Source organism: Chryseobacterium sp. JUb7 (assembly GCF_024806495.1).
Lineage (GTDB): Bacteria > Bacteroidota > Bacteroidia > Flavobacteriales > Weeksellaceae > Chryseobacterium.
Genome location: NZ_JANUFF010000011.1, coordinates 49,147 through 74,246, shown reverse-complemented (window position 1 = coordinate 74,246; position 25,100 = coordinate 49,147). Strand labels below are relative to the sequence as shown.

The window sequence follows — 25,100 nt, the reverse complement described above, 5'->3', positions numbered from 1 at the left end:
TCTTTAGTACTTGTCAGTATAATATGATTTATTATAATTTTTTAGCCTTTTGTAATTTTTCTATAAATTCTTTAGGTTCACCATTGATATTATAATCATATGTTAGATATCCTTCGATGTAGTCTTCATTTTCTGAGAGGGAAGCTAGAAAATGTTGGAAATAATACAGAATCACATCAATTGAAATTTCAGGATAGAAAAAATCATCAGTGAATACATCTATGAATTTAAAAAACAATTCCTTGTTTGCTGTAAGAGAGTCGCTAATATCTTTAATTGTTTTCATTTTGAAGTAAGAAAATCTTGAAATAATTCCTTCATCTGCACCATTATTAAGCTCAACATAATCCCACTTCATTTTATTCGAAAGAAAATTTCTTGCTTCTTTTAATATTTCATTCTCCAAATTAAATTTTCCTAAACTAGCTTTATCTATACCAACATTTTGAGGTTCAGAAATAATCATATCCGAGACATCATATTCATAAGTTGAGAGTTCTTTTTTTAATCTATCAAATTCTTTGTCTGCTGTTTCTAATAGCGCTGATAATCTATTGAAATTTCGTTTGTATTGATCTGGAATTTCGATTTTACCTTTGTACCCTAAATCATGTTCAATTTCTGCCCAAGCATGCTGTAATATAGATCTAATTTGTATTTCGCATTTTAGATCTTTGTAAGCAGAGTATTCAGTTAAACTATCTCTTGAATTATTTAATGATATAACTAAATGTAGTGAGCGATATCCAAATTGGTCATTATTTAATTCTCTCTTATCAATTGAATTTCCTTCATCTATTTTAAATTCGTCTCTTATCAATTTTTCAACAAGATCAACGTCACTTTCTAAATGCGTTATTATTCTAACGCCCACAATATCTGTAATATCATTTATTGAAGAGTACTTATCAATTTTCTTTTCTATTTTTCGAGCTAAACTTTGATTTTCTTTTACACGACCAGACAAATTATGTACAAGCATTTCCTTTTGACGTAACAAGTCACCAATTAAATTTATAATTCTGTCACAAAACAAATCGTAGTTTTTTTGTTTTTCTAAAAATTCTTGTAGTATCTGTTCTTTCATGATAAATAGTTAAATGAAATTAGTATGCTGACTAATAAGTTCAAATATATAAAAGTAGTTTAAAATAATCCCCGTATTTCTATAGAAATTTTGTTAATTAATTTCAAAATAACCCAATCAAAACCACCTGCATCCGCAGAACCTTACAAACACCCATAAAACAAATCGCCGGTCCTTCATTTATTTAAAATAAGGTTGTTTGTAATCATCGGAGGCTTTCGTTGGTCTCCTAAAAGTTGTGGGAATGTTAGGAGATACATGGTTATTTGTTTTAAGGATAGTTATAACTAAACAACTTTTTATATACTTGATTTTTAATTTATTAATTTAAAAACACAAGCAAATGAAAATTGCACTTCCCAAATTGATTACTAAAGATTTTGCGACGTTAACAAGAAGAATTATTTCAAATTTCAATCTGGAAAATATCCTGTTATTACCAATTATCTTTTTGTAAAGGCAGTGTGAAATTTTAATATCTATAAGAAAGATCAGTGCGTTAATTCTTCTAAAAATTAAGTCATTCAAAACCTGCTTTATGTAGGTTTTATTTTTACCAATATTCATTAATTTATTATATTTGTATAAAATAATGACACTAAAAAACATAAAATAATGACAGCAGAAATAGAAAAATATATCGAGATCCAAAACAATATTGATGAGATTCTAAAGAATTCTCCTTTCAAAATGTCTTATATTATTGAGAAATCCGGAATTAAGAAACCGACGTTTTTTAAAAAATTAAAAGATAAAAGATTTACGCCCGAAGAACTTTTAGTGATTTCTAAAACGATCGAACTCAGAGAATGGCAGAATGAAACCAAAGAAGAAATTTTGGAATCATTGAAAAGGGCGGAAGAAGATATTAAAAACGGGAACACAATACCATTTGAAACTTGGAAATCAGAGAGAAATGCAAGATTAAAAAAGTATAAAGATGATGCAGATAGAGGTATTATCTAGTGCCGATTTAGACTTGAAAAATATTGAAGATTATCTTTTGAATAAATGGTCATATGAAGTTTTATTAGATTTTTATGAAAAATATGATAAAGCATTAGAGATTTTATCATCTGGAAAAGTATTATTTTCAAGTTATGAAGAAACAGAATTCAGAAAATATCTTTTGACAAAGCATAATACTTTAATTTATAAAATTGAAAATAATATCATTTATATTGTTCGTGTCCTCCAAAACTTTCAAAATCCTGACGAAAACTACAAATCTTTAACCCTATAAATAAACTACAATCTAATAAACAAACATGAAAAACCTAGGAATCATCGGCTGTGGCTGGTTGGGAAACCATATTGCGGAAAGACTTTCAAACCGATATGAAATCTTTGTAACCACGACATCCGAATCCAAAATAGAAGAATTTAAATCAAAAGGATATCATACAACATTGGTTGATTTTCCGGACGCTCAATCTGAAATGGGAGAGTGGGAGGTTGTATCACAATTAGATGCGATCATTATCACTGTTCCGTTTTCGGGAGTCAGAGGGATGCAGATTTCGATGAAAGACAGACAGGAAAATGTATTGAAATTTCTTGGAGACTATAAAGGACAGTTGTTTTTAATGAGCTCGACAGGTGTTTATCCTCAGACGGAAGAAAAAGAATTTACAGAAGACGATCAGCCTGCTGAAAATGTAGAAAGCGAAAGTTTTATTACCAATACATTTCCGAATGCAAATATTTTAAGATTAGCAGGATTAATGGGCGGTCAGCGACTGTTGAAGAATTATAATATTTCTAATTTGGATCTATTGGTGAATCATATTCATTATGCGGATATCTGTTCGATGGTGGAAAAAATGCTGGACCATCAATCTCAGGGAAAGGTGTACAATGTTGTGGCACCAATTCATCCTAATAAAGAAGAAATCATCAATGCTCAGAAAGATTTGCCATACACAGGGGAGCGCACAACGAAGGGAAGATTGATCTCTTCTGCAAAATTAATTTCAGAACTGGATTTTGAATTTCAATATCCGGATCCAAGATATTTTCATGTTGTAGGTGTTTCTGAATAATATTTTAAATGAAGTAATTCAGAACGTTTGTCATTCTGATGTAGAGAGAATCTCAATATAAAAGATTAGGGATTCTTAATTCCATTTTTGGGTCTATTCAGAATGACAAACGTTTCGTAAGAATGAACTTTTAAATTTACTTCACCGACTTCCAAATCTTTTTCCATTTTTCTTCCCAGACCTTCTCATCTTTTTTGCCCACAAAAGGCTGTTTCTTAGCTGGGATTACCTTTCCGGAAGGCGTAAAATCAACCATAATCAAGCCTACTTTTTCTCTGAAGTGTGTTTGTGAGTCGTTTCCAAAATAGGTGCTCCACCAATTTCCCTTTTTATCTTTGAAAAAGCCTGTACCGCCTGCACTGGGAACAGATTCATGACGATGTTCATAAGGTCCGTACAAATTATCGGATACGGCTAAACAGGTCGAATATCTTTCTTCATAATTATCTGCGGCTCCCAGATAGTATTTTCCGTTTCTCTTGAAAAGCACTGCCCCTTCATGACCGAGATCATGCATTCCTCTGGCTTCACACTTTGGTGCGTGATGAGAAGGATTTGTATCATAATGGGTGAAGTCTATTTTTTTGAAAGGCGTTGCAAAACCACTCAAATCATCTTTGAGCTGTGCAATTTCCTTGGCTGCTCCGTATGTGAAATACACTTTGCCATCTTCGTCCTGAAATAGAGTAGGGTCTATTCCATCGACAATAGAGCCTTTTTTCTCAAAAGCATTTACATAAGGACCTTCAGGTTTCCCGGAAACACTTTTCAGAATTCCGATACCACTCGGACACATGCTGAAGCAGATGTAATAATTGTTTTTAATATAATGAATTTCAGGAGCCCAAACGGCTCTCACGGCCCTTTTTGGATGTTGTCGCCATGCTTTTACCCACTCTTCAGCATCTTTATTAATATCCCAGACAAGACCTACATAATTCCAGCTTTCAAGATCTTTAGATTTCCATAATTCTACTCCTGCGGTGTATGCCCAGATATTATCTCCCGAAGATCCTGTAAGATAATAATTTCCATCGCCGCCAAGTGTAATGACACCGTCACGTAAATGCAGTTCCAATGCGGGTTTGATAGGAGGAAGTAAGCCTTTTTGCACGGCAGTTCCTTTCGCTAATCCTTCAAAATTTAAACTATATTCAGGTCTGGGATGTTCTCCTTTGTATCGTACGCCATCTGTTCCGCTTCGCCATCCTCCGAAACCATCCCCTGAAACTTTCTTTCCTGGACCACTGATTGGCAGAAACTGGCGAGCCCAAACCGTATCTTTTGCAACAGGAGTGTAAGGTTCTTGTGCATAAACAAATGGATTTATACAACCTGACGCCAGCAGATATAAAAGAAAAGAGATTTTCCTCATGATTAAAGATGTTAGTTGATGAAAACAAATATCTTAATCCTTTTTTATTTGAGTATCCTGCGGGAACATGGTTAATAAATAGTAGCAATGTCATGCTGAGCTCAGTTGAGCATCAGTTATGATTAAAAAATTTTGTAGTTGTTGTATCACAAAGTTTTTTTATTTTTAATGCACACCGTAATCAGGAAATAAGGGTGGTTAGATATGAGAAAATACTTTTTTAGCATAGTTTTCGGGCTGTTATTTTCAATTCCGTCAGCTGCATGTTTGAATGGAGAAACAAAGAAGCTTAAAGATGGGACTGAAATTTCTTTCAGTCATCCGGGTATGGTTCCGAGAGGACACCATTTTTATAGCGCTGAAGAATTGAATAAGATGATGAAGAATTTGGAAAAAGAGTATAAGAAAACAAAAGATATAGATTATTTATCTGATAAAGGTTACATTCTCATAATCCTTCATCAATATAATGAGGCTATTGATCTCTATAAGGAAATTGAGAGAATCAAACCGGGAAGATATTCAACAGCTTCAAATATAGGTACAGCCTACGAATTGGCAGGAGATAACAGGAAAGCTTTACAGTGGATCGAAAAATCTGTTGTTATAGATCCCGACTCCCATTCCGGGTCAGAATGGATTCATGTGAATATTTTAAAGAGTAAAATGAATGGAGATCAGTTTTTGACTTCCCAATTTTTATTGAATACTGATTTTGGAACAGAAAAAGTACCCATGACGAAATTAAGCAAATACGAGTTGCAGCAACTTCGAAAAGCACTCTTTTATCAGTTAAATGAAAGAGTATCGTTTGTACATCCTAAAGATCAGATTGTCGCCCAGCTTATATTTGATTTAGGAAATATTTCTTTTTTATTAAGTTTAAAAAATGAAGCATTAGAAGATTATAGAAGATCTGAATTATTTGGCTTTCAAAAACCTTTACTTAAGGAAAGGATAATTTCTGTTTCTAAAATAAATAATAAAATAGAATCTAAACAAAATTTACTGAATGAGTCAACAATAAATTTGATGTATACCATTCTATCTGTTTTAGCAATTAGCTTTTCAGGATTAGTTGTGTTTATTTTCAGGAAAAAAATTATTTTGATGCTTAAATAGACCTTTTTGAAGATTAACTAATAAATCTGTCACGATTATTAACCAGTCTGTAATTAAAGTTTTCCTTGTCTTCTTTGAAATTAGTTTAAGTAACAATCGAATTGTCACTAAGTATAAAATATATAGGCTATTTCCATTTGTTTTAATTAAAATGATATTATCCGGATTGATTGATGTATAGGGAGTATTGATCAAAAGCTTCATAAAATAATCAAAAGCTTTCCAACCTTTTTCACAAATCCTTCATCTATATCTTAAAAGGATATTATTATGAAACTTACCATACCAAAACCATGTCATGAAGATTGGAGCAATATGACTCCTGATGAAAAAGGGAAATTCTGTTCTGTTTGTGATAAAACCGTTCAGGATTTTACCGTTGCTTCTGATGAAGAAATTATAGATGCATTTTCGAATCCTGTCCAGGAAAGTATTTGTGGGAACTTTAATGAATCACAGCTTAACAGAGATTTGCAATATTCCTATATCAATTCATTATTTTCTAAATTTGCGGTAGGTTTTGTGGTGACAGCAGGAGGTTTTGTCTCGGTAAATGCGCAGCAGTGTGAAACTAAAGAAGTTGTGGTAAAGCAAAGAGGAATTATAGGAAAAGTGGCACCTCAACCGGTAAAAAAAGATACTGTAGATTCTTTCATCGTTTTAGGAGGAGTATATTCAGAAAAAATAAGCAATTATAAACCCTTATATGTAATGGATGGGAAAATAATCAGTGAAAAGAAATTTAAGACTATTGATTCCAATTCTATAAAAGCAATGAATGTGCTGAAAGGTAATTCTGCCACCACAATGTATGGTAAGAAAGGAAAAAATGGAGTAATTTTGGTAACGACGAAAAAGAAGTGAAAGTCTAAAAAGTCTAAAAAGAATTAATGAAAAGATATATTGCTCAATATCACAAAAAGCAATTTGTACTGCTCTCACAGGATAATCAGGAAATTGGGAGAATTGTAAATAACAATAACTTTTTTTATTTCAGACATTATATTGTCTTTAATTTCAGAAGTTATGATATTAAGAATGTTGGTTTTTTAAAAAATGATGTTGAACTTTTTAATGGAAACGATGTAATTTATTTTACAGATTTGAACAAAGAAAGAATCATAAAATCTGGAGAAGGAGTAAGAATTTATCAATTTAAATTAAATAAAACCAATCGATTATTTGAAAAAGAAAAGTTATTGATAGAAATAAAAGAAGAGAAAAAGAGATTTGAAGATGCTATTTTTCATGTTGAGGTTGAAGATTCTGTGGATGATTTATTGACGTTGCTGTTTCTATATTATTCTACGAGGGAATTTAATTCGATTGGTTGAGACGGAGATTAATTGATAAAATATTTTCACAGATTAAATATAAATCTTATTCGGAATGTTTATTCAAAGATGCTTCAGCGAGCTCAACATGACAACTCTAATAATAACCGTAATATTTGAATGGAAAATTTGTAGCGATGTCATGCTGAGCGAAGTCGAAGCATCTGTTTATAATTAAATTGATATTTTAAAAATCAAGAATCAATTTTTCACAGCTTTAATTGCTGCTTCATAATTAGGCTCCTGAGAAATATCGGCAACCTGCTCTTCGTAAACAATTTTTCCGGAAGGGTCAATGACAACCACCGCTCTGCTTAAAAGACCTTTCATCACAGAATCAGTAATTTCTACACCATATGTTTTTCCGAAATCAGAGCGGAAATCTGAAAGCATCACTACATTCTTTATCCCTTCGGCACCACAAAATCTTTTTTGAGCGAAAGGTAAATCCTTAGATATACAAAGGACTACAGTGTTGGGAAGGCTGGCTGCATCTTCATTGAAATGACGTACAGAAGCTGAACACACACCGGTATCTACACTTGGAAATATATTAAGAATCATATATTTTCCTTTGTAAGAGTCAAGGGTCTGATCTTTCATGGCAACATCCGTTAAAGTAAATTTGGGAGCAGCTTTATTGACTGCCGGTAATTTAGCATAAGTATGTACTGGTTTTCCTCCCATCAAAACGGTGTTGGAAGATTTGGAATTTTGTGCAAAAGTGAGTGCCGTGAAAAATAATAATGTGCTGAAAAATAATTTTGAAAACATGAACTTTATTTTTTTATAAGTTAAATTCAGGCTGCTAAGGATAGAAAGCCTCGGATATTTAGATGATTTGAATATTTTAAAGTTAAACGCTTTGGAAATAAAAGTTTTAAGCAAATGTATTCTTTTTTAACATGCCGAAGATTAATTTTAATTCAAATACCCATTAAATAGAGCGAATCTATTAAACAGCTATTTTTAAAATCAATTTTTCCGTCTACCTTTATTCTATTCAAATTTTACACTTAATTATTAAAAAATAAAAAGATTTATGGATTCAGTATCAAAACCATCATTTCACGAAATTTTTAAAACCGAAAATGAAATTCCCGAAGAATATAAAGTTCCCGAAATTCACCAGCGTGTTTATCTCTTAAACGGAGAGTTGGTAGAGTGGAACGGGGATGTTCAGAATATCTATTCCCCGATTTGCATTCCTACAGAAAACGGACTGGAAAGGAAACTCCTGGGAAGTATTCCGAATATATCTCCTAAAGAAGCGATGGAAGTTCTTGAAGCTTCAGTAAAAGCTTATGACAACGGTCTTGGAGAATGGCCGACCATGTCTGTTGAAAACCGTATAAAATGTATGCAGAAGTTTGTATATCTGATGATTCAGCAGCGTGATATCATTATCAGGCTATTGATGTGGGAAATAGGAAAAACACTTCCTGATTCTACGAAAGAATTTGACAGAACGGTAGATTATATTAACCAGACCATTGATGCCCTGAAGGATTTAGACCGCGAATCTTCGCGTTTTCAGCAGGCGGAAGGCACTATTGCCCAGATCAGGAGAGCTCCGCTTGGAGTGGTATTGAGCATGGGGCCATTTAATTATCCGCTAAATGAAATTTTTACGACCCTGATTCCTGCGTTAATTATGGGAAACACCATCCTATTTAAACTTCCGAAACATGGTGTTCTTGCACATTATCCTTTACTGAATGCTTTCAAAGAAGCTTTTCCAAAAGGAACGGTGAATACACTATACGGAAAGGGAGCAGAAATTATCACACCGATTATGGAAAGCGGAAAAGTAAATGTTCTGGCATTCATTGGATCCAGTAAAGTGGCCAACGGATTGAAAAAACTGCATCCTAAAGTTAATCGTTTAAGGGCTATTTTAAGTTTAGATGCAAAAAATGCAGCGATCGTTACTAAAAATGCGAATCTTGATGTCGCGGTGAGCGAATGTATTTTAGGATCTCTTTCGTTCAATGGTCAGAGGTGTACAGCGCTGAAATTGATTTTTGTACAAAAAGAAGTTGCCGAAGAGTTTACCCAAAAGCTGACTGCTGCAGTTTCGGCTTTAAAAGCGGGTCTTCCCTGGGAAAAAGACGTTAAAATCACTCCGCTTCCGGAAGTAAATAAACCACCTTATCTGAAAGAATGTATTGATGATGCTTTGTCAAAAGGAGCAAAAGTTCTCAATGAAAACGGAGGATATAATGAAGCTTCATTTGTTTTTCCTGCCGTTGTGTATCCTGTGGACAGTACGATGAAACTGTATCACGAAGAACAGTTTGGTCCGGTGATTCCTGTTGTTTCTTTTGAGGATATTGATGAGCCCATCGATTATCAGGTCAATGCAGACCACGGAATGCAGGTGAGTATTTTCAGTGAAGATGCACAGGAAGTTTCAAAATTAATTGACGCGTTTGTGAATTTAGTGAGCCGTGTCAATATCAACTGTCAGGCGCAAAGAGGTCCGGATGTTTTCCCGTTTACAGGAAGAAAAGACAGTGCCGAGGGTACACTTTCTGTTTTTGATGCGCTTCGTTCGTTCTCAATACGCTCTTTGGTAGCTGCGAAAATTACAGATTCTAATAAAGATCTATTGAATACCATTGTAAGGGATCATGATTCTAATTTTTTAAGCACAGATTATATCTTCTGATTAAATATCTGATTTATATCAATGAAGCCGCAATAAGTAATTTTATTGCGGCTTTTTAATATACAGAACAGTTATATGGTTATATTGAATTAATATTTTTGCAGCATCAGATGGGAATACTTTTGATATGAACTTTTATTTTAAATAAAGTTGTAACATTTTTTTTTAAATGACACTAACCCTTCAGAGTTTGAAACCATGACCTCATTAGAACAAGAATTTTTAAATAAAATCGAAAAACATAAAGGAATCATTTTTAAGATTTCCAAAATGTATATGGATGAAAAAGATGACCGAGATGATCTTTTTCAGGAGATTACGTATCAGGTCTGGAAAGCATATCCCGGATTCAGAGGGCAAAGTGAATTTTCAACCTGGCTTTACAGGATTGCTTTAAATACAGCTATTGTCTTTCTGAAATCTGAAAAGAAAAGAAGTTTTATAGGCAACGAAGATTTTTCTAATTATAAAATAATCCAGGACGAATATGATCATGAAAAAGAAGAAAAACTGGATAAAATGTATAAAGCAATTAATCAGTTAAATCCCATTGATAAGGCTTTTATCTTCTATTATCTCGAAGATTTCTCCGGAAAAGAGATTGCGGAGCAGATGGGTATTTCTGAAGGGAATGTAAGGGTGAAAATGAACCGCGCAAAAAATAAACTGAAAGATATCTTAAACTCAAAATAAATTCTAACTTTTTAAAATAACCGCAATGAATATAGATGAACTAAAAAATGCATGGAATGATGATGTTTCCCAGGAAACACCTGAAATCAGCATGGAACATAAAAATAAAATTAATCTTCCCCTGGAAAAAATGCGTAAGAATATGCGCATGGAATTTTGGTCTACGGTAGGGATATTTGTCTTTGCTTTTGCACTGATCAGCCTGTGTGAGGCTCCTTTTAAATTTAAATTTTATATAGATATTCTATTGATATCGATGGGATTTGTGACATTTTTCTTTTTCAGTAAATTTTTCAAGCTTTATAAAGAAATGGGCAGTCCTGTTTTAAAGACATACGATGCACTGAAAGATCTTTTGCAACAGCTTAATCTTAATAAGCAATATTATCTGTCTTTTTACCTCAGCTTTGTTCCTTTTCTGGTCTGCGAACTTATTATTGTCATCGAATGTATTCCGCGCAGAGAGCCATTGTCAGATATGCGTATTGCAACCACGCTTATATCTTCGGTATTAATCGGTCTGTTTGGACTTTATCTGATAGGAAACTTCTGGTTTAAACATTTTTACGGTAAGCATATTGCCAAAATTGAAAATTTATTAAAAGATTTGGAGAAATAAATTACTAAGGTCGGGCTGAAAGCCCGACCTTAGTAATTCCGGAAAATTTATGCCCTGTTGAATGTCAGAATATCTTTTGCTGAATCTGAGGCAATAACTAATCCGGCTGCCATCATTATGATATCTTTCAAAACCAGTCTTCCTGCTCCGGAGAGTAAAGGAAACCCATGTTCGGAACTTCCCAGATCAGGAACCCAAACTTCAGGGGTGGTGATAAGGAATGAAAGCGTAACAAATGACATTCCCGCAGTTAAAATTCCACCTGCCAATCCTATTTTAGGATAAAAAATCCCTAATAAAACTGAGACTCCGATAGCAACAATCATGGATCCTAAGCCGTAAGAAAAAAGATAAGTTCCATTGGATTTATGCCATTCAATATTCTCCTGAATAACCTCACCCTCTTTATTTTTATGAAGTTTATAATTATCAGCATCCGATACTTTTTTGTTTAGCATAAAACTCATGAAAGGAGAGTTGGCGACAAACGGAATAATCCCTTCAGCTTCGTAGTGAAAAGCTTTTAGATCGCCTATCCATGCCATAACGATAAAAATACTGATTCTTAAAAAATGAATGAAGTTTTTCTCTAAATTTGCTAAGACTTGTAACATAATTTATTTTTTTGACAAAATTATGCTGAACCTGCGGATGAAGGAATAGACGATTATGGATACTATTTGTACAAATCTGCCACAATAGAGATTCCGCCTTCTTTTCTGAACTGAGTCGGCGAAATTCCGGTATATTTTTTAAAATACTTACTGAAATGAAACTCATCATTAAAGTTCAGTTCATTAGCAATTTCTTTGAATGACTTTCGGGTTAGGTGAATCTGCTTTTTTGCCTCCAGAATAACTCTTTCCTGAATGATCTGGGAAGGAGTTTTATTAAAACGGGATTTTATCTTTTTGCTTAAAGTATTTGAGGTAACATTTAAAAGATCTGCATAGAATGAGACGTTTTTCTCAGTCAGAAAATATTCCTCTACCAGATTCTGAAACGTTTTTAACGAATTAAAATCATCTTTAAGCAATTCTTTATCAGGAAGAATTTTATTTTTTTCCTTACTGCTGATCGCTAAAATGAGCTGGAGATACGACTGCAGAATAGATCCGGAAAATTCCTCCTTCAGATCGATTGCCTGAATTTTTTTGAAATAATTCAGAAGGTCATTAAATACCTCTTGATTCAATGTAAAGTGAGGAAAAAGATAAATATTATTAAAGAGTAAACCATTACAGGCAACTTCATTTTTATGAAATTCGATGCAGTAAAAATCGCCGTGGAAATCCAGAACATCAACACTGATTTTTTCTTCACTCAAAATCTGAATATTCTGAAAAGGAGTAGAAAAAAATATCGTTTTACCATCAAAATCATAGTCTGTAAAATCAACAACAATTTTTCCTTTTCCTGTAAATAGAAAAATGTGATACATCGAATCTCTGAAAATAGAGCTGAAGTATCCTGAATCCTTTTTATGAACAGAAAAAAAAGAACTTTCCATCAGATAAAACTACATAATTTTCTTTAATATCCAGATGATCTACTGGGTATAATAAGCAGGAAATTCTCTTAAAATAGAATATAAATCTCTCCATTCAAAGTAACTCGGACTTACGCTGCTTACATTCTGTATTCCTTTTTGTATAAATAATTTCTTGGTTCGGGTCACGTGAAAATATTGGGACACAACAATAATACTGTTAAAATGAAACTTTGATCTCAGTTGAATCGTATTGTTGATTGTTGCCCGCGTATTATTACCTAAATTATCAACAAAAATTAAAGAATCAGGAATTCCTTTGGTAATAAGAAATTCTTTCATCTTATTACCTTCATAAAAGCCTTCTTTTCCTAGTCCTCCACTGACTAAAATTTTTTTAATCCGATGATTATTGTAAAGGGCAACACCACTTTCAAGGCGTTTTTCTAATCGGGTAGATAAAGTTCCGTCCTCATTGACTTTACTTCCGAGAATTACTGCAAGATCAGCTTTTTGACCTTCATCAGAGAGTCCGTCAACCGTTATAAATAAAGAATGAATGAAAAACCATAGCACAAAAACGGAAAAGGAAATTATAAAAAACCGAAAAATAATTCTGAGCATAAGCAATAATACGAGTTATTTTGTGTTGTTTTTTTTCTCATTATTAATTTCGCTTTTTACCCATTCCAGCTGGGGATCTTTTTTGTCAATGATATCCTGCATGGTCTCTTTGATAGTCACATCTGGCATTACACCTCTTTTCGTATTTGAAAAGTTAATATTGGGTTGTACTAAAAGAAGTCCTATCGGTAATTTTATATGAGAATTTGGAAGTTTCTGATAAGAATAAAATCCTGCAACAGTCCCATCGTTGGCGCCTCCCGTTTCTTCACCTACAAGGGTGACTCTTTTATCATTTTTAAGCTTCGCCGTGATGATTGAAGATGCTGAAAAGCTTCCGCCGTTGATCAAAACAAAAATCTTTCCGTTAAATACATTTTTCTGGGGTTTTGCAGACTTATTGGCTTTCATTTTGTAGTAGACTTTACCGTCTTTTTTGTAGGTGCTGAAGGTCTGTGCAAATACAAATGTCGGATAAAAAATACTTTTCAGGGCGTAATCCAGGGGCGTGCTTTTTCTGAAATAGTTGGTTCTTAAAGGAGTAAGTTTTGATGTTACTTCAGAAGGTTTTATCAAAACATAAGGTTGAGGTGAGAGGTAAGAATATAAATTATTGATCTCATCCAAAGCTCCGCCATAATTATTTCTTACATCAATAATAAGGTAGTCAGATTTTGAATTTTTAATCTTTTCAAAAGTTTCTTTATAGAATTTTTTAGAATAATCGCTGGAAAAACTTTTCACTTTTATATACGCTATAGTGCTGTCTTTATCCAAAAACTTAAAGTTTCTGTTATATGAATTCGTGAACGCTACATAATCGTTTACTTTCTTCTCTGAAGTTCTTTTTTCCTGTTCTTTATCTTCTTCAAGATCTTTTTCGGACTTGATTTCTCGATGTAAAGTAATGGTTTTTCGCTGGCCTTCGTAGAGCGTTTCTATTTTTGCACTATTGGTAAATCCGTTTTCGGCAGTATAAAAATTAAAGAATACATCTTTCAGGAAATAAGGCTGAAAAGTGGTATTAAATCCATCGCTGCTGATTAAACTTCGGTATTTCTTTACATATTCTGAAGCCGGAATATCGTTGATGGATAAAACTTCGGTTCCGGGCTTTATATTTTCGATAGAATCTTTATTTTCTATAATATATAAATGATCATCCTGAATATAGTATCCAAAGCGGCTGAACATTCCTTTTTTGGCATCTAATGATTTGATTTCTCTTCTGGTCAGTTTTTTTCTCGGAATCCTCAATGCCAGATGTCCTTCCCGGATATTAGCAATAACAGGCTGTAATTTAAAATAAAACTGAATAGGAGTAAGAGGTTCGTTAATCGTCTTTTTCAGGCTGTCAAATTGATGGTCAAGCTTTTCCTTAGAAATGTACCAGTAGAGTTTGGGATGCATTTCCTTGAGTTTGGAGTAGGTAAAATCTACATCCTCTTTCAGCTTTTCAGGTGAAATACAGGATGCTCTTTGCTCATTGTGTTTCCTGATGGATGAGCAGGAGGTGAGCAGTATGATAAAAAATAAAATTGGGTAATAGTTTTTCAAGTTTGTGGTTTTTTATCGCGCAAAATTAATAAGATTAAAATTATCCTTTCATGAAATTGATAATAAATTATTCTGAAGACATTATAATTTTAGTTAAAAATAAAGGTTTAACGCTTTCAGATCGTCATGTAATATTAAAGTTATAAATTTGAACCCTATTTTTTAAAAACATGATGTATACAATTATTGCAATCCTGGCTTTAGGATTTTTATTATATATGGTGATAACGGGACAACCTGCGTTTGGAGCAGAACCCAAAGGAGAAAGATTGGTGAGAATGAAAAAATCTCCGCATTATAAAAATAATCAGTTCCAGAATCTTAGCTACACACCGTCTATTGCAGAAGGCCACAGTGTGCCGAAGGTGATGTACGATTTCTTTTTTAAGAAGAAAGATCCTTATTTAAAACCTCATAAAATGGTTCCTGCCATTCATACAGATCTTAAGAGCATTCCTAAAGATCAGGATGTTTTTATTTGGCTGGGACATTCGTCATATTATATTCAGACGGATGGTATTTCTTTTCTTATTGATCCTGTTTTGAGTACTTATGGTTCTCCGTTTAAATATTTTAATAAAGCATTTGCCGGAGCTGATGTTTTTACACCAGAAGATGTTCCTGCTTTAGATTATCTTGTCATCACACATGACCATTATGATCATTTGGATTATCCAACGGTGAAAAAGATCAAAGACAGAGTGGGAAAAGTGATTTTACCTTTGGGCGTTGGAGCGCATCTTGAAAGATGGGGATATCAGCAAAGTCAGATTATTGAAGAGGAGTGGGGAGATAAAGTAGATCTTAAAAACGGGATCAGAATAATTTATACTCCTGCACGACATTTTTCAGGAAGAAAAATAAGCAGAAACCGAACACTTTGGACTTCATATGTTTTAGAAACTCCTACCAAAAAAATATTTTTAGGAGGCGATAGCGGATATGACAAACATTTTAAAATGATTGGTGAGCAGTATGGTCCGTTTGATTATGCAATCATTGAAAACGGACAGTACAATGAAGCCTGGAAATACATCCATGCATTGCCGGAAGATGTAATTCAGGCAAGTATAGAGGTGAATGCCAAAAATATTATTCCTGTGCACTCTTCGAAATTTGCGCTGGCATTACATCCCTGGAATGAACCTCTGAAGAAAGTAACAAGCCTTGGAAGAGCAAAAAATCTGAATATTCTGACCCCTATGATTGGTGAGCCATTGGATTTAAATAAAGCAGATCAGGTATTTGGAGATTGGTGGGAAGACAACCATTAACTCAGGCATGCCAGATGTCTTTATATCTGGCAGGATGGTTTTCAAATTGCTGTCTTACAAAATCACATTCCGGATCTACCAGTAAATCTTTTTCTTCGGCGTACCGTACCAGTTCGTCAAGGAGCATTTTGGCATATCCTTTACCTTCTAATTCTTCGTCAAGCTTTGTATAATAAACAGTCAACAGTTTACCGTCAATTTCTATGGACATATAGCCTGCCTTTTTATCATCAATTAATATCTGCAATTCATCCTGATATGGAGATATTTCAAATTTTACATTTTCCATAACTATTGAGATTAGGTTGAGTCTTTCATTTTTATTAGGTTTTAAGAAACTCTTTTTATGAGATTCTCTTCTTAAAGTTACAAATTATAAATTAACTTTTAAAATTAATTACCGGAAAAATGGTCATTTGGAAACGTTTTAAACAATATTTGATTGTTGATTAATCATATTTTGTATTCAGAATCTTATCAATTTTATAGCCTCCTTTATCTTTTTTTCATTTTCACTTTCAACCGAAAGTTTCTTCCGGATACCAAAGTCATTTCCAACATGGAGAAGAGGCCATTCAGTAAAATAGGTATTATGATAATAATGATTTCCAGCACAAAAAACTCAAATGGGATAATAGAAATATGGAAATGTTTCAAAGATTATAAGGGATGTATGGAATTTTAACAAAGATTGGGAGTAGCTTTCATCGATTTGGCATTTAAATTGAGAATCTAATTGTAATTAATTTAAAAATGAAGAGGCAATGAAAAAAATATTCATTACGGCACTGCTTGTAGGGACTTTTAGTTTAAGCTATGCACAGTCAGATTATTATAACGATTATAGAAGAAGTATTTCAGATATTAACTGGCAGACGGTCATTGCTGATTTAGTCCTGTCAAAAACTCAAGCCAATCAAATTGATGCTTTAAACGGTCGTTACCACGATTATGATTCATGGAATAAGACCTATGTACATAATCCTGACCGATGGCGAGATGATCGTTATGTAGAGCTGGAAAGGATTTTAGGAAGAGAAAAATACCAGAAATTCAAAACAAAATATTATAAAGGTCAGAATCCTGTAGCGGTCTACAACCGAAACAAAAATAATGATAAAAGATATAAGCATATGGATAAAAAGGCCAAAACTTATCATTCAAAGAATAAAAACAAACATCATTAATCAATTTTCAACTATTATATTCAATTTTAGGACTGATCGAAAGATCAGTCTTTTTTTAGGAATTGGATAGAATGAAGTCCTGTAAAAATTAAATTATCTTAACTTCAGACCCGAATCTTATAGCTCGTGTTTTTTACCTCGCACCCAATCCCACATTTATTTTATCAATTGTTATTATTTTCCGTAGGAGTGTTGTTTGAATTTTATAATTTTGGTCCATGGAATCTAACGAGACAGTTAAAGCTTTTTATAAACGTGTAGGCTTACAATGTATAAAAACACCCGGAGTAGGGCATTTCAATGTCTTCTCACGTGAAAATTGTTCTTTAATCACGCCTTACAGCAGAAGAGATTATTATAAAATTTCATTAATTATAGGAAGAGGTAAGCTTCATTATGCCGATAAATGGATCAATATTGACCGACCTGTATTACTATTTTCCAATCCTGTCATTCCATATTCCTGGGAAGCGGAAGATCCGAATCAAAGTGGGTTTTTCTGCCTTTTTACAGATCAGTTCATCCATGAGGGAAACCGTTTGGGAAATCTTCAGGATTCTCCGCTTTTTAAAATAGGAGGCACTCCCGTTTTCTTTATTAATGAGGATCAGCAGAAGACTGTTGCTGATATTTTTATTAAAATGATGACTGAAATTCAGTCTGATTATTTACATAAATACGATATGCTTCGCGCCTACCTGCACCTTCTTATACATGAAACCATGAAGATGCATCCTGCTGAAAATTTTGAGCCTTATCAGAATGCGTCACAAAGAGTGGCTTCTTTATTCATGGAATTGCTGGAAAGACAGTTTCCGATTGACAGTCCCGAAAGATTTCTGAAATTAAAAACTCCGACTGATTACGCTGAGAATCTTTCCATCCACGTCAATTCGCTAAACCGCTCTGTAAAGGAGATTACGGGAAGAACAACCACTCAGCAGATCACATCAAGAATCATTCAGGAAGCTAATGCCTTACTGAAACATACGGACTGGAATGTGTCTGAAATTGCATATGGATTGGGATTTGAAGAGCCAGCCTATTTTACCAATTATTTTAAAAAACAGACTGGAATGACGCCCAATACAGTCAGAACTTCGCTTGTTTGAATTTTATAATTCTTCGTTTGAATTCTATATTACATCCGAAGAATTCCTGTTATAATTTTGTCCTATCAATTTAAAACCACAGCAATCATGAAATTTAGAAAATTAGGAAACACAGGAAAGCAGCTATCTGCTATTGGTTTAGGATGTATGGGAATGAGTTTTGCTTACGGCCCTGCAGATGAGCAGGAAAGCATCAGTACTCTTCATAAAGCGCTGGATCTGGGCGTGAATTTTTGGGATACTGCCGATATGTATGCCAATGGTGAGAATGAAAAACTCATTTCAAAAGTCTTAGTTCCGAATCGTGATAAAATTTTTATTGCCACAAAATTCGGGTTCAGATTTAAAGATGGGAAAGCAAGTCACAGTGGTGCTCCCGGAACATATTTTGACGGTTCTCCGGAATGGATTAAAAAAGCAGTAGATCTAAGTCTCCAGAGATTAAAAATAGATGAAATTGATCTTTATTATGCACACAGAGTTGATCCGAATGTTCCGGTTGAAGAAACGGTAGGTGCAATGGCTGATTTGGTAAAAGCCGGAAAAGTGAAATATTTGGGTTTGTCAGAAGCTTCTGCTGAATCGATCAGAAAAGCAAATAAAATTCATCCGATTACCGCACTGCAGTCAGAATATTCTATTTTAACAAAAGATGTTGAAAAGGAAATTTTACCGACCATCAGAGAGCTGGGAATTACTTTGGTTCCTTATTCTCCGTTAGCAAGAGGTCTTTTTGCCAATATCAACGAGGTTCAGAATCTTGGAGATGAAGATTTCAGAAAATCACTGCCCCGTTACCAGGAAAAATATTTGGAAAATAATAGAAATTTAGCCAAAGAGATTAATGATTTTGCTGCTTCGAAAGGAGTTAAAGGAACTCAGCTGGCACTTGCCTGGGTATTGAATCAGGGGGAAGATATTATTCCGATTCCGGGTACAAAAAGAATTAAATATCTGGAAGAAAATATGGCAGCAACCGATATTGAGCTTTCTCAGTCAGATTTGCAGACTATCGATGCTATCCTTAGAAAATATCCTGATACTGGTGACCGTTACAGTGAAGGTTCTATGAAATTAGTAAATAATTAAAAATAAAATTAGCTTTCTGAATGATTTTCAGTAAGCTAAATATTTCATGAAAAGATTGAATGACAGGAATGAAAACTCTTAAAGAAAAAAATCAGTTTATTGCCACTATTTTGGCTTTTGCCGTAATTCCGATGTCGGGATTGGCAACGGATATCTATTTGCCGTCTATGCCGAGTATGGCGACAGAATTACATCAGCCGGAAAGTAATATTCAGCTTACGCTGTCTATATTTTTAATCAGTTACGGGTTGACACAGTTTTTTGCAGGAAGCATTGTCGATTCCTTTGGCAGATACAGGGTTTCTATGGCGTCGCTGGCTTTGTTTGTTGTTTCATTTTTAATTACGGCTACCACTCAGAATATTTTTGTTATCTATGCAATGAGGGTATTGCAGGGGATTTTATCGGGATTTGCGGTAGTTTCAAAACGGGCATTTTTTGTAGATGTTTATGAAGGCGAACAGCGAAAGCATTATCTCAGTATTATGACGATCGTTTGGTCGGTAGGACCTATTATTGCTCCGTTTATCGGTGGATATTTGCAGAAAAGCTTTGGATGGCAGTCCAATTTTTATGTTCTGGCAGGCTACAGCTTGTTACTTTTGATTCTGGAGTTTTTATTTTCGGGGGAAACACTGAAAAAAAGAAATCCTTTTCATATTGAATTCCTAATGAAAGAATACGAATCGATGTTTAAGGCGAAAGATTTTTTTTACGGAATGTTGATGTGCGGGTTGAGTTACTCCATGATTATGTTTTTTAATTTATGCGGATCATTTATTATTGAGCATAAAATGGGCTATTCGGAAGTTGTAGCCGGCTATGTTTCATTAATTCTTGGTTTTGCATGGATGACCGGAGGGTTTTTAGGAAAAGCATTAATCAATAAAGCATTTTTACCTAAAATTCGTTATGCTAATTTTATTCAGCTGATTTTAATTATTTTAATGTTTGTTGCTTCCTATTTTTCAAGCAATATTTACAGTCTGGTGGCTTTTGCCTTTTTGATTCACGTGACGGCAGGATTTATTTTCAATAATTATTTTTCCTATTGTATCGGGAGATTTCCGAATTCTGCAGGAATTGCCGGTGGTCTTACGGGTGGAATTGCATTCATCATCACCTCTGCGATCAGTTACGGAATTGTGGCGGTGATCAAACCTCAGATTCAGTTGCAGGTGGCAGAAGGGTATTTTGTACTGGGAGTTTTAGGACTGCTTATTTTAAGCATGATAAAACTTAGAAAGGCACATGCCTGATTTAATTTTTATTTATATTTTTTCTACTCATAATTTTTAATAATAAATCCTCCCGGAGAAATGGGAGGATTTATTTTTTAACATAAGAAAACTGAAAAGTTGATATTTATTTTTATTAAAGACGATTGTATAAGATTTTTACTTTAAGCTGAATTAAGCTTCTCCAAAAATTAATTCCGGATGATATATCTTTCTGAACATAACATATGTGACTGAAAGTACTGTGAATGCTATAATAGCATCAATGGTGGCCGGAAAGCCCAGTACCGCTATTTTGGAAAAGAATGCGAAAATGATATCGAAGAACATTCCTGCAAATACCCATTCTTTAAGTCTTAATAATCGGTTTGGAATTAAAAGAACAATAATTCCGGATAATTTAAAGACACCAAGAATGTAGATGAAGTGCGGTGGATAACCCAATTGTCGGGTAATGTCCCAAACTACAGGATTTTTTGTTAGTTCAAAGAAACCGCTGGCTCCGAACCATAATGACATGAAGATTGCTCCTGACCAAAAGATAATTTTTGTTGTTTTTGTTTTCATTTTTTATTGTTTTAAATTGTTAATATTATTCTGTTGTATGTAAGTTTTAGTTAAATATGGCCTTTGTAGAAGCTATGATTTCTCCGCTTCTTGTATTCTGAACCAGACCGATCACTTCCCAGTCATTGCTGTTGAAATTGTTGGGAATCGGAAATGTTGCTGTTCCTTCTTTGCTGTCTAAAGCCACCGGATATTGCTTCTGAACGATTTGATAATGATGTAGATTGCGACCTTCGTTTTCACCTCCGCCAACCTGTGTTGAAGCATGCTTTTCTACGAACGTGATGAGCAGTTTATCTTTAGGACCCGCTTGTGAGACGTTATAGTTAAAACTGATTTCTTTCGTAAGAATTTTTGCTTTTAAATCAATTTTATGGTCATTTAAACCATTTAATGCACCTGAAATAGAACTTTCTGCCATTGTTCTGTCAGAACCTACAAACTCTGTTTTTCCATTGATAACCAATTGAGGAGTGTAAATCTGTGACCCTAATTTGCTGCTATATTCCTGTTGACGCTGAGAATTCTGTATATTGCTGAAACGGTCTTTCCAACCCGTTCGGTTCCAGTAATCAACATGGTAGGAGAGAATATAAACCGGCTGGTCTTTATATTTTTTCTCAATTTCACCCATCAGCTGATCTGCAGGTGGACAACTCGAACAGCCCTCAGATGTGAATAGCTCCAGAACTGCAAAACCATCGTTCTTCACTGAAATATTCTGTGTTTCCTTGTCTTTTTTATCCTCGTGAACGAATGCTGAAAAAGTAAACATTAATGCTGCGAAAGCTGCCGTTCCTATAAGATTTTTTAGTATCATTTCTTTTAATTTTATTCAAATGTAGATCCCTTCTCAAGGCGAAAGAATATAAAAGAGGTTTAACCGGACAAATCGTGAGGTGAACCCGGAAATTGTACGGGGAAATGTTTTTGAGACTGGAAGAGAGAAGAGGTGAAAACCGGTAAGATTTGCAGTGATAAAGAAAGTAAGATACTCTGAATATAGAATAAAAATAAACCCTGATCATATCAATCAGGGTAATTTAAGGTCAAGATAATTTCGTTTTAAAATATCAATAGATTAGCTGTTTTTCTTGCCAATAAATGGAACGAGCATGGGTACTTTTTTTTGGTAATTTTTATATTCTTCTCCATAAAATTTTTCAAGATCTTTTTCTTCCAGAAATTTGACCGCAATAAAAATGTAAATACTTGTCGTTAAGGTGAATACTAAATGTCCGACTGTCATTACAGGTGCTGCCCAAAATGCAATCAGGAATCCCAGCATAATAGGATGTCTTACTATTTTGTATAAATAAATCACCTGAAATGTGTGGTTTTCAGGTTGTGCAGCTTTAATTTTTAAATTTTGAATCACTTGTCTTAATCCGAAAAGCTCAAAATGATTAATGATGCATGTAGAAATGAGCACAATCACCCAGCCTAAAAAATAAATGCCGTTGATGATCATTGTTGCTGTTTCGTTTTCAACCTCCCAAATTATGCCTTTCATGGGGCGCCATTGGCTGTACATTAATAAAAGAGCGCTACTTGAAAGTAGTACATAGGTACTGCGTTCAATGACGGGACTAACAAAGTTGGTCCACCATTTTTTGAATGCCGGTCTGGCCATAATGCTGTGCTGAAGGGCAAATAGACTTAGCAGGAGTAAATTGACGATAAGAGATTCTGTAAAAGAAGTTTCAGTTCCTGAGTCTATAGATTTCGGAACGATAAAATTGCCGACAAATCCTATGGCATACAGGAAAGCGACAAGAAAGACAAGGTAAGCGAATACTCCGTAAAGAAAAATAATTGATTTTGTCATGGTTATTGATTTTGTGATGGTTATTAATTTTAAAACGGTTTTTTTCTTATATTAATTTTATTTTTTTAAAACGGTTAAACGATTGTTTATGAATGAGTTTCGATGTCGGATATAAATTTAAAAAAAATATCCAATTAAAATATTTTTTAAATTTTGATGTGGTGGAATTATGCATACAGATGGTTGGAAGCTTGAAGATGAAGGCTTGAGATTACTGTTAGTTTCTTTGTCAGTGGTTTATGAGCTCCAAATTGTCTTACTGTGGTCTTAATAATTTTCCTCCTCAAACTTCCATCTTCTCTACCGGTCTTCCAGCCAGGTAAAAAAACTGTGAGATTTTTCTTTATTAATCAGAAGTTGCTCCGGCGTTTCAACGGTTAATTTGACCAGGATTTTTCGTTGAAAATAATGCTCCATTTCTTTAATAGCACTGAAATTGATGATATACTGTCGGTTTACTCTGAAAAACTGTTTTTGAGAAACCTGCTCTGCAACCTGTCCGAGAGTCTGACTCAGCTGAAATTGCTGTTTGTCAAAGGTCATCAAGTGGGTAATCTCATTGTGAATATAAAAATAAGCGATGTTTTCAGTAGCAATGGTGGTATATTTTTGATTTTTAAATACTAAAAAACTGCTCTTCGCAACGGCTTGAGGCAGTGAGATTTTCTGTATGAGTGCTTCCAAGTCCGGAAGTTCTGTTTTCTGAAAAAACTTCTTTAATTCATCAACTTTTCTGAATGCTTCTGCAATATCATCACGTGAAAAAGGTTTCAGGACATAGTCGACACCTTTGCTTTTAAAAGCATCCAGCATATATTGATCAAATGCAGTACAGAAAACTACCGGGCAGGTGATATCCGCCTGTTTGAAAATCTCAAAAGAAAGTCCGTCTGAAAGGTGGATGTCCATGAAGATCAAATCGGGTTTGATGCCTTTTGAGAAAGCATTTACGCTGGTTTCGATGCTGTCGTAAACATCCAGTATTCTGGCCTCGGGTTTTAGATCTGAAATTAGATTCTGAAGAGATTTAGCGGCCCTGAATTCGTCTTCAATAATGATTATATTCATGGATAAAAGGGAGTTTTATTTGAAATATTTTTTCGTCTGAGTTGATTTCAATTTCCTGTTCTAAAAGGTGCTTATAACGCAATTTTACATTGTCAAGTCCAATTCCTAACGAGTCTTCTGTGGTCATTTTTTTCTGAATCGGATTTTCAATAACAATTTTATTTTCAGAATTATAAATTAGAATATGTAAAGGTTTACTTTGCGAAACGATATTATGTTTAATGCAGTTTTCAACTAATAATTGTAAAGTAAAAGGTGGAATTAATGTTTTTAAAACGTCATCATTCAATTCTTGGGTTAGCTTAATTCCTTCACCAAATCTGGCTTTTTGCAGAAAAATATATGAATCGATAATTTTCATTTCCTCCTGGACGGTAATCAGGTCTAATTTTCTGCTTTCTAGTGTGAATCGGTAAAAGTCGGAAAGTTTCATAATGAAATCAATCGACTCCGAATCATTTGTTTCGACCATTGATTTTAATGTGTTTAAACTGTTAAAAAGAAAATGAGGATTAATCTGTTGTTTTAATAATTCGTATTGAGCTCCGAGGTTATCACTTTTCACTTTTTCCAGTTCAAGCTGAACCTGTTGCCCTGCGTAATTATTCTGCAGTAAAGTCAAAAACATATAACATACAAGATTGATCAGAATCCCGCGAACCTCTACCATCAACATAGTGGGACCAAAATTGATATGTGATAAAATAAGTTGCTGAATCCAGGCCAGACCAAACATAACAACCATTCCGAAGGCTAAAATAACCATCAGTCTTGAATAGGATATATTTTGTCGTCTTTTCCCGGCGTTACGGTTAAGCATATAAATATTAAGATACCACATGATCACTGAAAAAGCTGCTGTAATCGCTGAGTTTACTACTGCTTCTTCCCAGTTGAAAGCATGGGAGGCGAGTTGTGGCACCGAAGATAAAATCCCCAGAAATAGGGAACTTACCCAAATAACGGCTTGTGAAATTTTTATTTTTTGTTGCTGCATGACAACTGCGGATTTTAAAGGTGTTAAGTTATGTAAAAAGCTTTAAATCGAATAGTGAATTGTAACCCATAAAGTAAAAAAAGTAACGATATAAAGGGGTTTGTTTTGATAAAGAATCCAGAGTCGA

Annotated in this window: 27 protein-coding genes; 14 read left to right on the top strand and 13 right to left on the bottom strand. The window is 34.0% G+C overall.

What is annotated here, in order from left to right; translation table 11 throughout:
- Nucleotides 1–31: 31 nt before the first annotated feature.
- Entirely contained in the window at nucleotides 32–1,087 is a 1,056-nt protein-coding gene (locus tag M2373_RS17685; protein ID WP_259112490.1) for a GTP pyrophosphokinase family protein, read from the bottom strand.
- Nucleotides 1,088–1,702: 615 nt separating this feature from the next.
- On the opposite strand from M2373_RS17685, the gene M2373_RS17680 reads away from it, so the two are divergent.
- The 3 genes from M2373_RS17680 to M2373_RS17670 are packed head-to-tail and all read left to right on the top strand — an operon-like array spanning nucleotide 1,703 to nucleotide 3,129.
- A complete protein-coding gene (locus M2373_RS17680; RefSeq protein ID WP_259112489.1) occupies nucleotides 1,703–2,053 on the top strand; it encodes a hypothetical protein in 351 nt (116 codons plus the stop codon).
- Entirely contained in the window at nucleotides 2,028–2,330 is a 303-nt protein-coding gene (locus tag M2373_RS17675; protein WP_259112488.1) for a type II toxin-antitoxin system RelE/ParE family toxin, read from the top strand. Before M2373_RS17680 ends, M2373_RS17675 begins: the two co-directional genes overlap by 26 nt.
- 25 nt (nucleotides 2,331–2,355) lie before the next feature.
- A complete protein-coding gene (locus M2373_RS17670; protein WP_259112486.1) occupies nucleotides 2,356–3,129 on the top strand; it encodes an NAD(P)-binding domain-containing protein in 774 nt (257 codons plus the stop codon).
- Nucleotides 3,130–3,265: 136 nt separating this feature from the next.
- Here the strand turns inward: M2373_RS17670 and M2373_RS17665 are convergent, their stop codons facing one another.
- Nucleotides 3,266–4,504 carry a family 43 glycosylhydrolase gene (locus M2373_RS17665; RefSeq protein ID WP_259112485.1) on the bottom strand — a complete coding sequence of 413 codons (1,239 nt, stop codon included), beginning with the start codon at nucleotides 4,502–4,504 and terminating at the stop codon, nucleotides 3,266–3,268.
- A gap of 204 nt (nucleotides 4,505–4,708) precedes the next feature.
- On the opposite strand from M2373_RS17665, the gene M2373_RS17660 reads away from it, so the two are divergent.
- From M2373_RS17660 to M2373_RS17650, 3 genes are all read left to right on the top strand, one after another.
- Nucleotides 4,709–5,626, top strand: coding sequence for a tetratricopeptide repeat protein (locus M2373_RS17660; protein WP_259112484.1), 918 nt, complete (start codon nucleotides 4,709–4,711; stop codon nucleotides 5,624–5,626).
- Nucleotides 5,627–5,896: 270 nt separating this feature from the next.
- Nucleotides 5,897–6,490 (top strand): hypothetical protein, encoded by a 594-nt coding sequence (locus M2373_RS17655; protein ID WP_259112483.1) that lies wholly within the window; start codon nucleotides 5,897–5,899, stop codon nucleotides 6,488–6,490.
- A gap of 26 nt (nucleotides 6,491–6,516) precedes the next feature.
- Nucleotides 6,517–6,960 carry a hypothetical protein gene (locus M2373_RS17650; protein ID WP_259112482.1) on the top strand — a complete coding sequence of 148 codons (444 nt, stop codon included), beginning with the start codon at nucleotides 6,517–6,519 and terminating at the stop codon, nucleotides 6,958–6,960.
- A 201-nt stretch (nucleotides 6,961–7,161) separates the two neighbouring features.
- Here M2373_RS17650 and tpx read toward each other — a convergent pair whose 3' ends face one another.
- Entirely contained in the window at nucleotides 7,162–7,734 is a 573-nt protein-coding gene (gene tpx, locus M2373_RS17645) for a thiol peroxidase (RefSeq protein WP_259112481.1), read from the bottom strand.
- Nucleotides 7,735–8,002: 268 nt separating this feature from the next.
- Between tpx and M2373_RS17640 the strand changes: the two genes are divergently transcribed.
- The 3 genes from M2373_RS17640 (at nucleotide 8,003) to M2373_RS17630 (ending at nucleotide 10,943) form a co-directional block, all read left to right on the top strand.
- On the top strand, nucleotides 8,003–9,631 hold the full coding sequence (locus M2373_RS17640; RefSeq protein ID WP_259112480.1) for an NADP-dependent glyceraldehyde-3-phosphate dehydrogenase: 1,629 nt from the start codon (nucleotides 8,003–8,005) through the stop codon (nucleotides 9,629–9,631).
- Between the two features lie 198 nt (nucleotides 9,632–9,829).
- On the top strand, nucleotides 9,830–10,324 hold the full coding sequence (locus M2373_RS17635; RefSeq protein WP_259112478.1) for an RNA polymerase sigma factor: 495 nt from the start codon (nucleotides 9,830–9,832) through the stop codon (nucleotides 10,322–10,324).
- A gap of 25 nt (nucleotides 10,325–10,349) precedes the next feature.
- Nucleotides 10,350–10,943: a hypothetical protein gene (locus M2373_RS17630; RefSeq protein ID WP_259112476.1), complete on the top strand. Its 594-nt coding sequence runs from the start codon at nucleotides 10,350–10,352 to the stop codon at nucleotides 10,941–10,943.
- A gap of 47 nt (nucleotides 10,944–10,990) precedes the next feature.
- Here M2373_RS17630 and M2373_RS17625 read toward each other — a convergent pair whose 3' ends face one another.
- The 4 genes from M2373_RS17625 to M2373_RS17610 form a co-directional block, all read right to left on the bottom strand.
- The gene (locus tag M2373_RS17625) at nucleotides 10,991–11,557 is read right to left on the bottom strand and encodes a YkgB family protein (protein WP_259112475.1); all 567 of its coding nucleotides are present in this window, start codon (nucleotides 11,555–11,557) and stop codon (nucleotides 10,991–10,993) included.
- A gap of 62 nt (nucleotides 11,558–11,619) precedes the next feature.
- Nucleotides 11,620–12,453, bottom strand: a complete 834-nt coding sequence (locus tag M2373_RS17620) for an AraC family transcriptional regulator (RefSeq protein ID WP_259112473.1) — start codon at nucleotides 12,451–12,453, stop codon at nucleotides 11,620–11,622.
- Nucleotides 12,454–12,492: 39 nt separating this feature from the next.
- On the bottom strand, nucleotides 12,493–13,056 hold the full coding sequence (locus M2373_RS17615; RefSeq protein ID WP_259112471.1) for a YdcF family protein: 564 nt from the start codon (nucleotides 13,054–13,056) through the stop codon (nucleotides 12,493–12,495).
- 15 nt (nucleotides 13,057–13,071) lie between these two features.
- Nucleotides 13,072–14,613 (bottom strand): S41 family peptidase, encoded by a 1,542-nt coding sequence (locus M2373_RS17610; RefSeq protein WP_259112469.1) that lies wholly within the window; start codon nucleotides 14,611–14,613, stop codon nucleotides 13,072–13,074.
- Between the two features lie 170 nt (nucleotides 14,614–14,783).
- On the opposite strand from M2373_RS17610, the gene M2373_RS17605 reads away from it, so the two are divergent.
- The gene (locus M2373_RS17605; RefSeq protein WP_259112467.1) at nucleotides 14,784–15,887 is read left to right on the top strand and encodes an MBL fold metallo-hydrolase; all 1,104 of its coding nucleotides are present in this window, start codon (nucleotides 14,784–14,786) and stop codon (nucleotides 15,885–15,887) included.
- A 1-nt stretch (nucleotide 15,888) separates the two neighbouring features.
- Here M2373_RS17605 and M2373_RS17600 read toward each other — a convergent pair whose 3' ends face one another.
- A complete protein-coding gene (locus M2373_RS17600) occupies nucleotides 15,889–16,176 on the bottom strand; it encodes a GNAT family N-acetyltransferase (protein WP_259112465.1) in 288 nt (95 codons plus the stop codon).
- Between the two features lie 475 nt (nucleotides 16,177–16,651).
- Between M2373_RS17600 and M2373_RS17595 the strand changes: the two genes are divergently transcribed.
- The 4 genes from M2373_RS17595 to M2373_RS17580 all read left to right on the top strand — a co-directional run bounded on the left by M2373_RS17595 (nucleotide 16,652) and on the right by M2373_RS17580 (nucleotide 20,534).
- Nucleotides 16,652–17,074 (top strand): hypothetical protein, encoded by a 423-nt coding sequence (locus M2373_RS17595; RefSeq protein ID WP_259112463.1) that lies wholly within the window; start codon nucleotides 16,652–16,654, stop codon nucleotides 17,072–17,074.
- Nucleotides 17,075–17,292: 218 nt separating this feature from the next.
- Nucleotides 17,293–18,186, top strand: coding sequence for an AraC family transcriptional regulator (locus tag M2373_RS17590; RefSeq protein WP_259112461.1), 894 nt, complete (start codon nucleotides 17,293–17,295; stop codon nucleotides 18,184–18,186).
- Between the two features lie 87 nt (nucleotides 18,187–18,273).
- Complete coding sequence (locus tag M2373_RS17585; RefSeq protein WP_259112459.1) at nucleotides 18,274–19,275, top strand: aldo/keto reductase; 1,002 nt, start codon at nucleotides 18,274–18,276, stop codon at nucleotides 19,273–19,275.
- A gap of 59 nt (nucleotides 19,276–19,334) precedes the next feature.
- Nucleotides 19,335–20,534: an MFS transporter gene (locus tag M2373_RS17580; protein ID WP_259112457.1), complete on the top strand. Its 1,200-nt coding sequence runs from the start codon at nucleotides 19,335–19,337 to the stop codon at nucleotides 20,532–20,534.
- 153 nt (nucleotides 20,535–20,687) lie between these two features.
- Here the strand turns inward: M2373_RS17580 and M2373_RS17575 are convergent, their stop codons facing one another.
- The 5 genes from M2373_RS17575 to M2373_RS17555 form a co-directional block, all read right to left on the bottom strand.
- Nucleotides 20,688–21,080 carry a DoxX family protein gene (locus M2373_RS17575; protein ID WP_259112455.1) on the bottom strand — a complete coding sequence of 131 codons (393 nt, stop codon included), beginning with the start codon at nucleotides 21,078–21,080 and terminating at the stop codon, nucleotides 20,688–20,690.
- Nucleotides 21,081–21,126: 46 nt separating this feature from the next.
- The gene (locus tag M2373_RS17570; protein WP_259112454.1) at nucleotides 21,127–21,900 is read right to left on the bottom strand and encodes a thioredoxin family protein; all 774 of its coding nucleotides are present in this window, start codon (nucleotides 21,898–21,900) and stop codon (nucleotides 21,127–21,129) included.
- 261 nt (nucleotides 21,901–22,161) lie between these two features.
- Nucleotides 22,162–22,908, bottom strand: coding sequence for a methanethiol S-methyltransferase (mddA, locus tag M2373_RS17565; RefSeq protein WP_259112452.1), 747 nt, complete (start codon nucleotides 22,906–22,908; stop codon nucleotides 22,162–22,164).
- Between the two features lie 300 nt (nucleotides 22,909–23,208).
- Nucleotides 23,209–23,976 carry a LytTR family DNA-binding domain-containing protein gene (locus M2373_RS17560; RefSeq protein WP_259112450.1) on the bottom strand — a complete coding sequence of 256 codons (768 nt, stop codon included), beginning with the start codon at nucleotides 23,974–23,976 and terminating at the stop codon, nucleotides 23,209–23,211.
- Nucleotides 23,957–24,973 carry a sensor histidine kinase gene (locus M2373_RS17555; RefSeq protein ID WP_259112448.1) on the bottom strand — a complete coding sequence of 339 codons (1,017 nt, stop codon included), beginning with the start codon at nucleotides 24,971–24,973 and terminating at the stop codon, nucleotides 23,957–23,959. Before M2373_RS17555 ends, M2373_RS17560 begins: the two co-directional genes overlap by 20 nt.
- Between the last annotated feature and the right edge of the window lie 127 nt (nucleotides 24,974–25,100).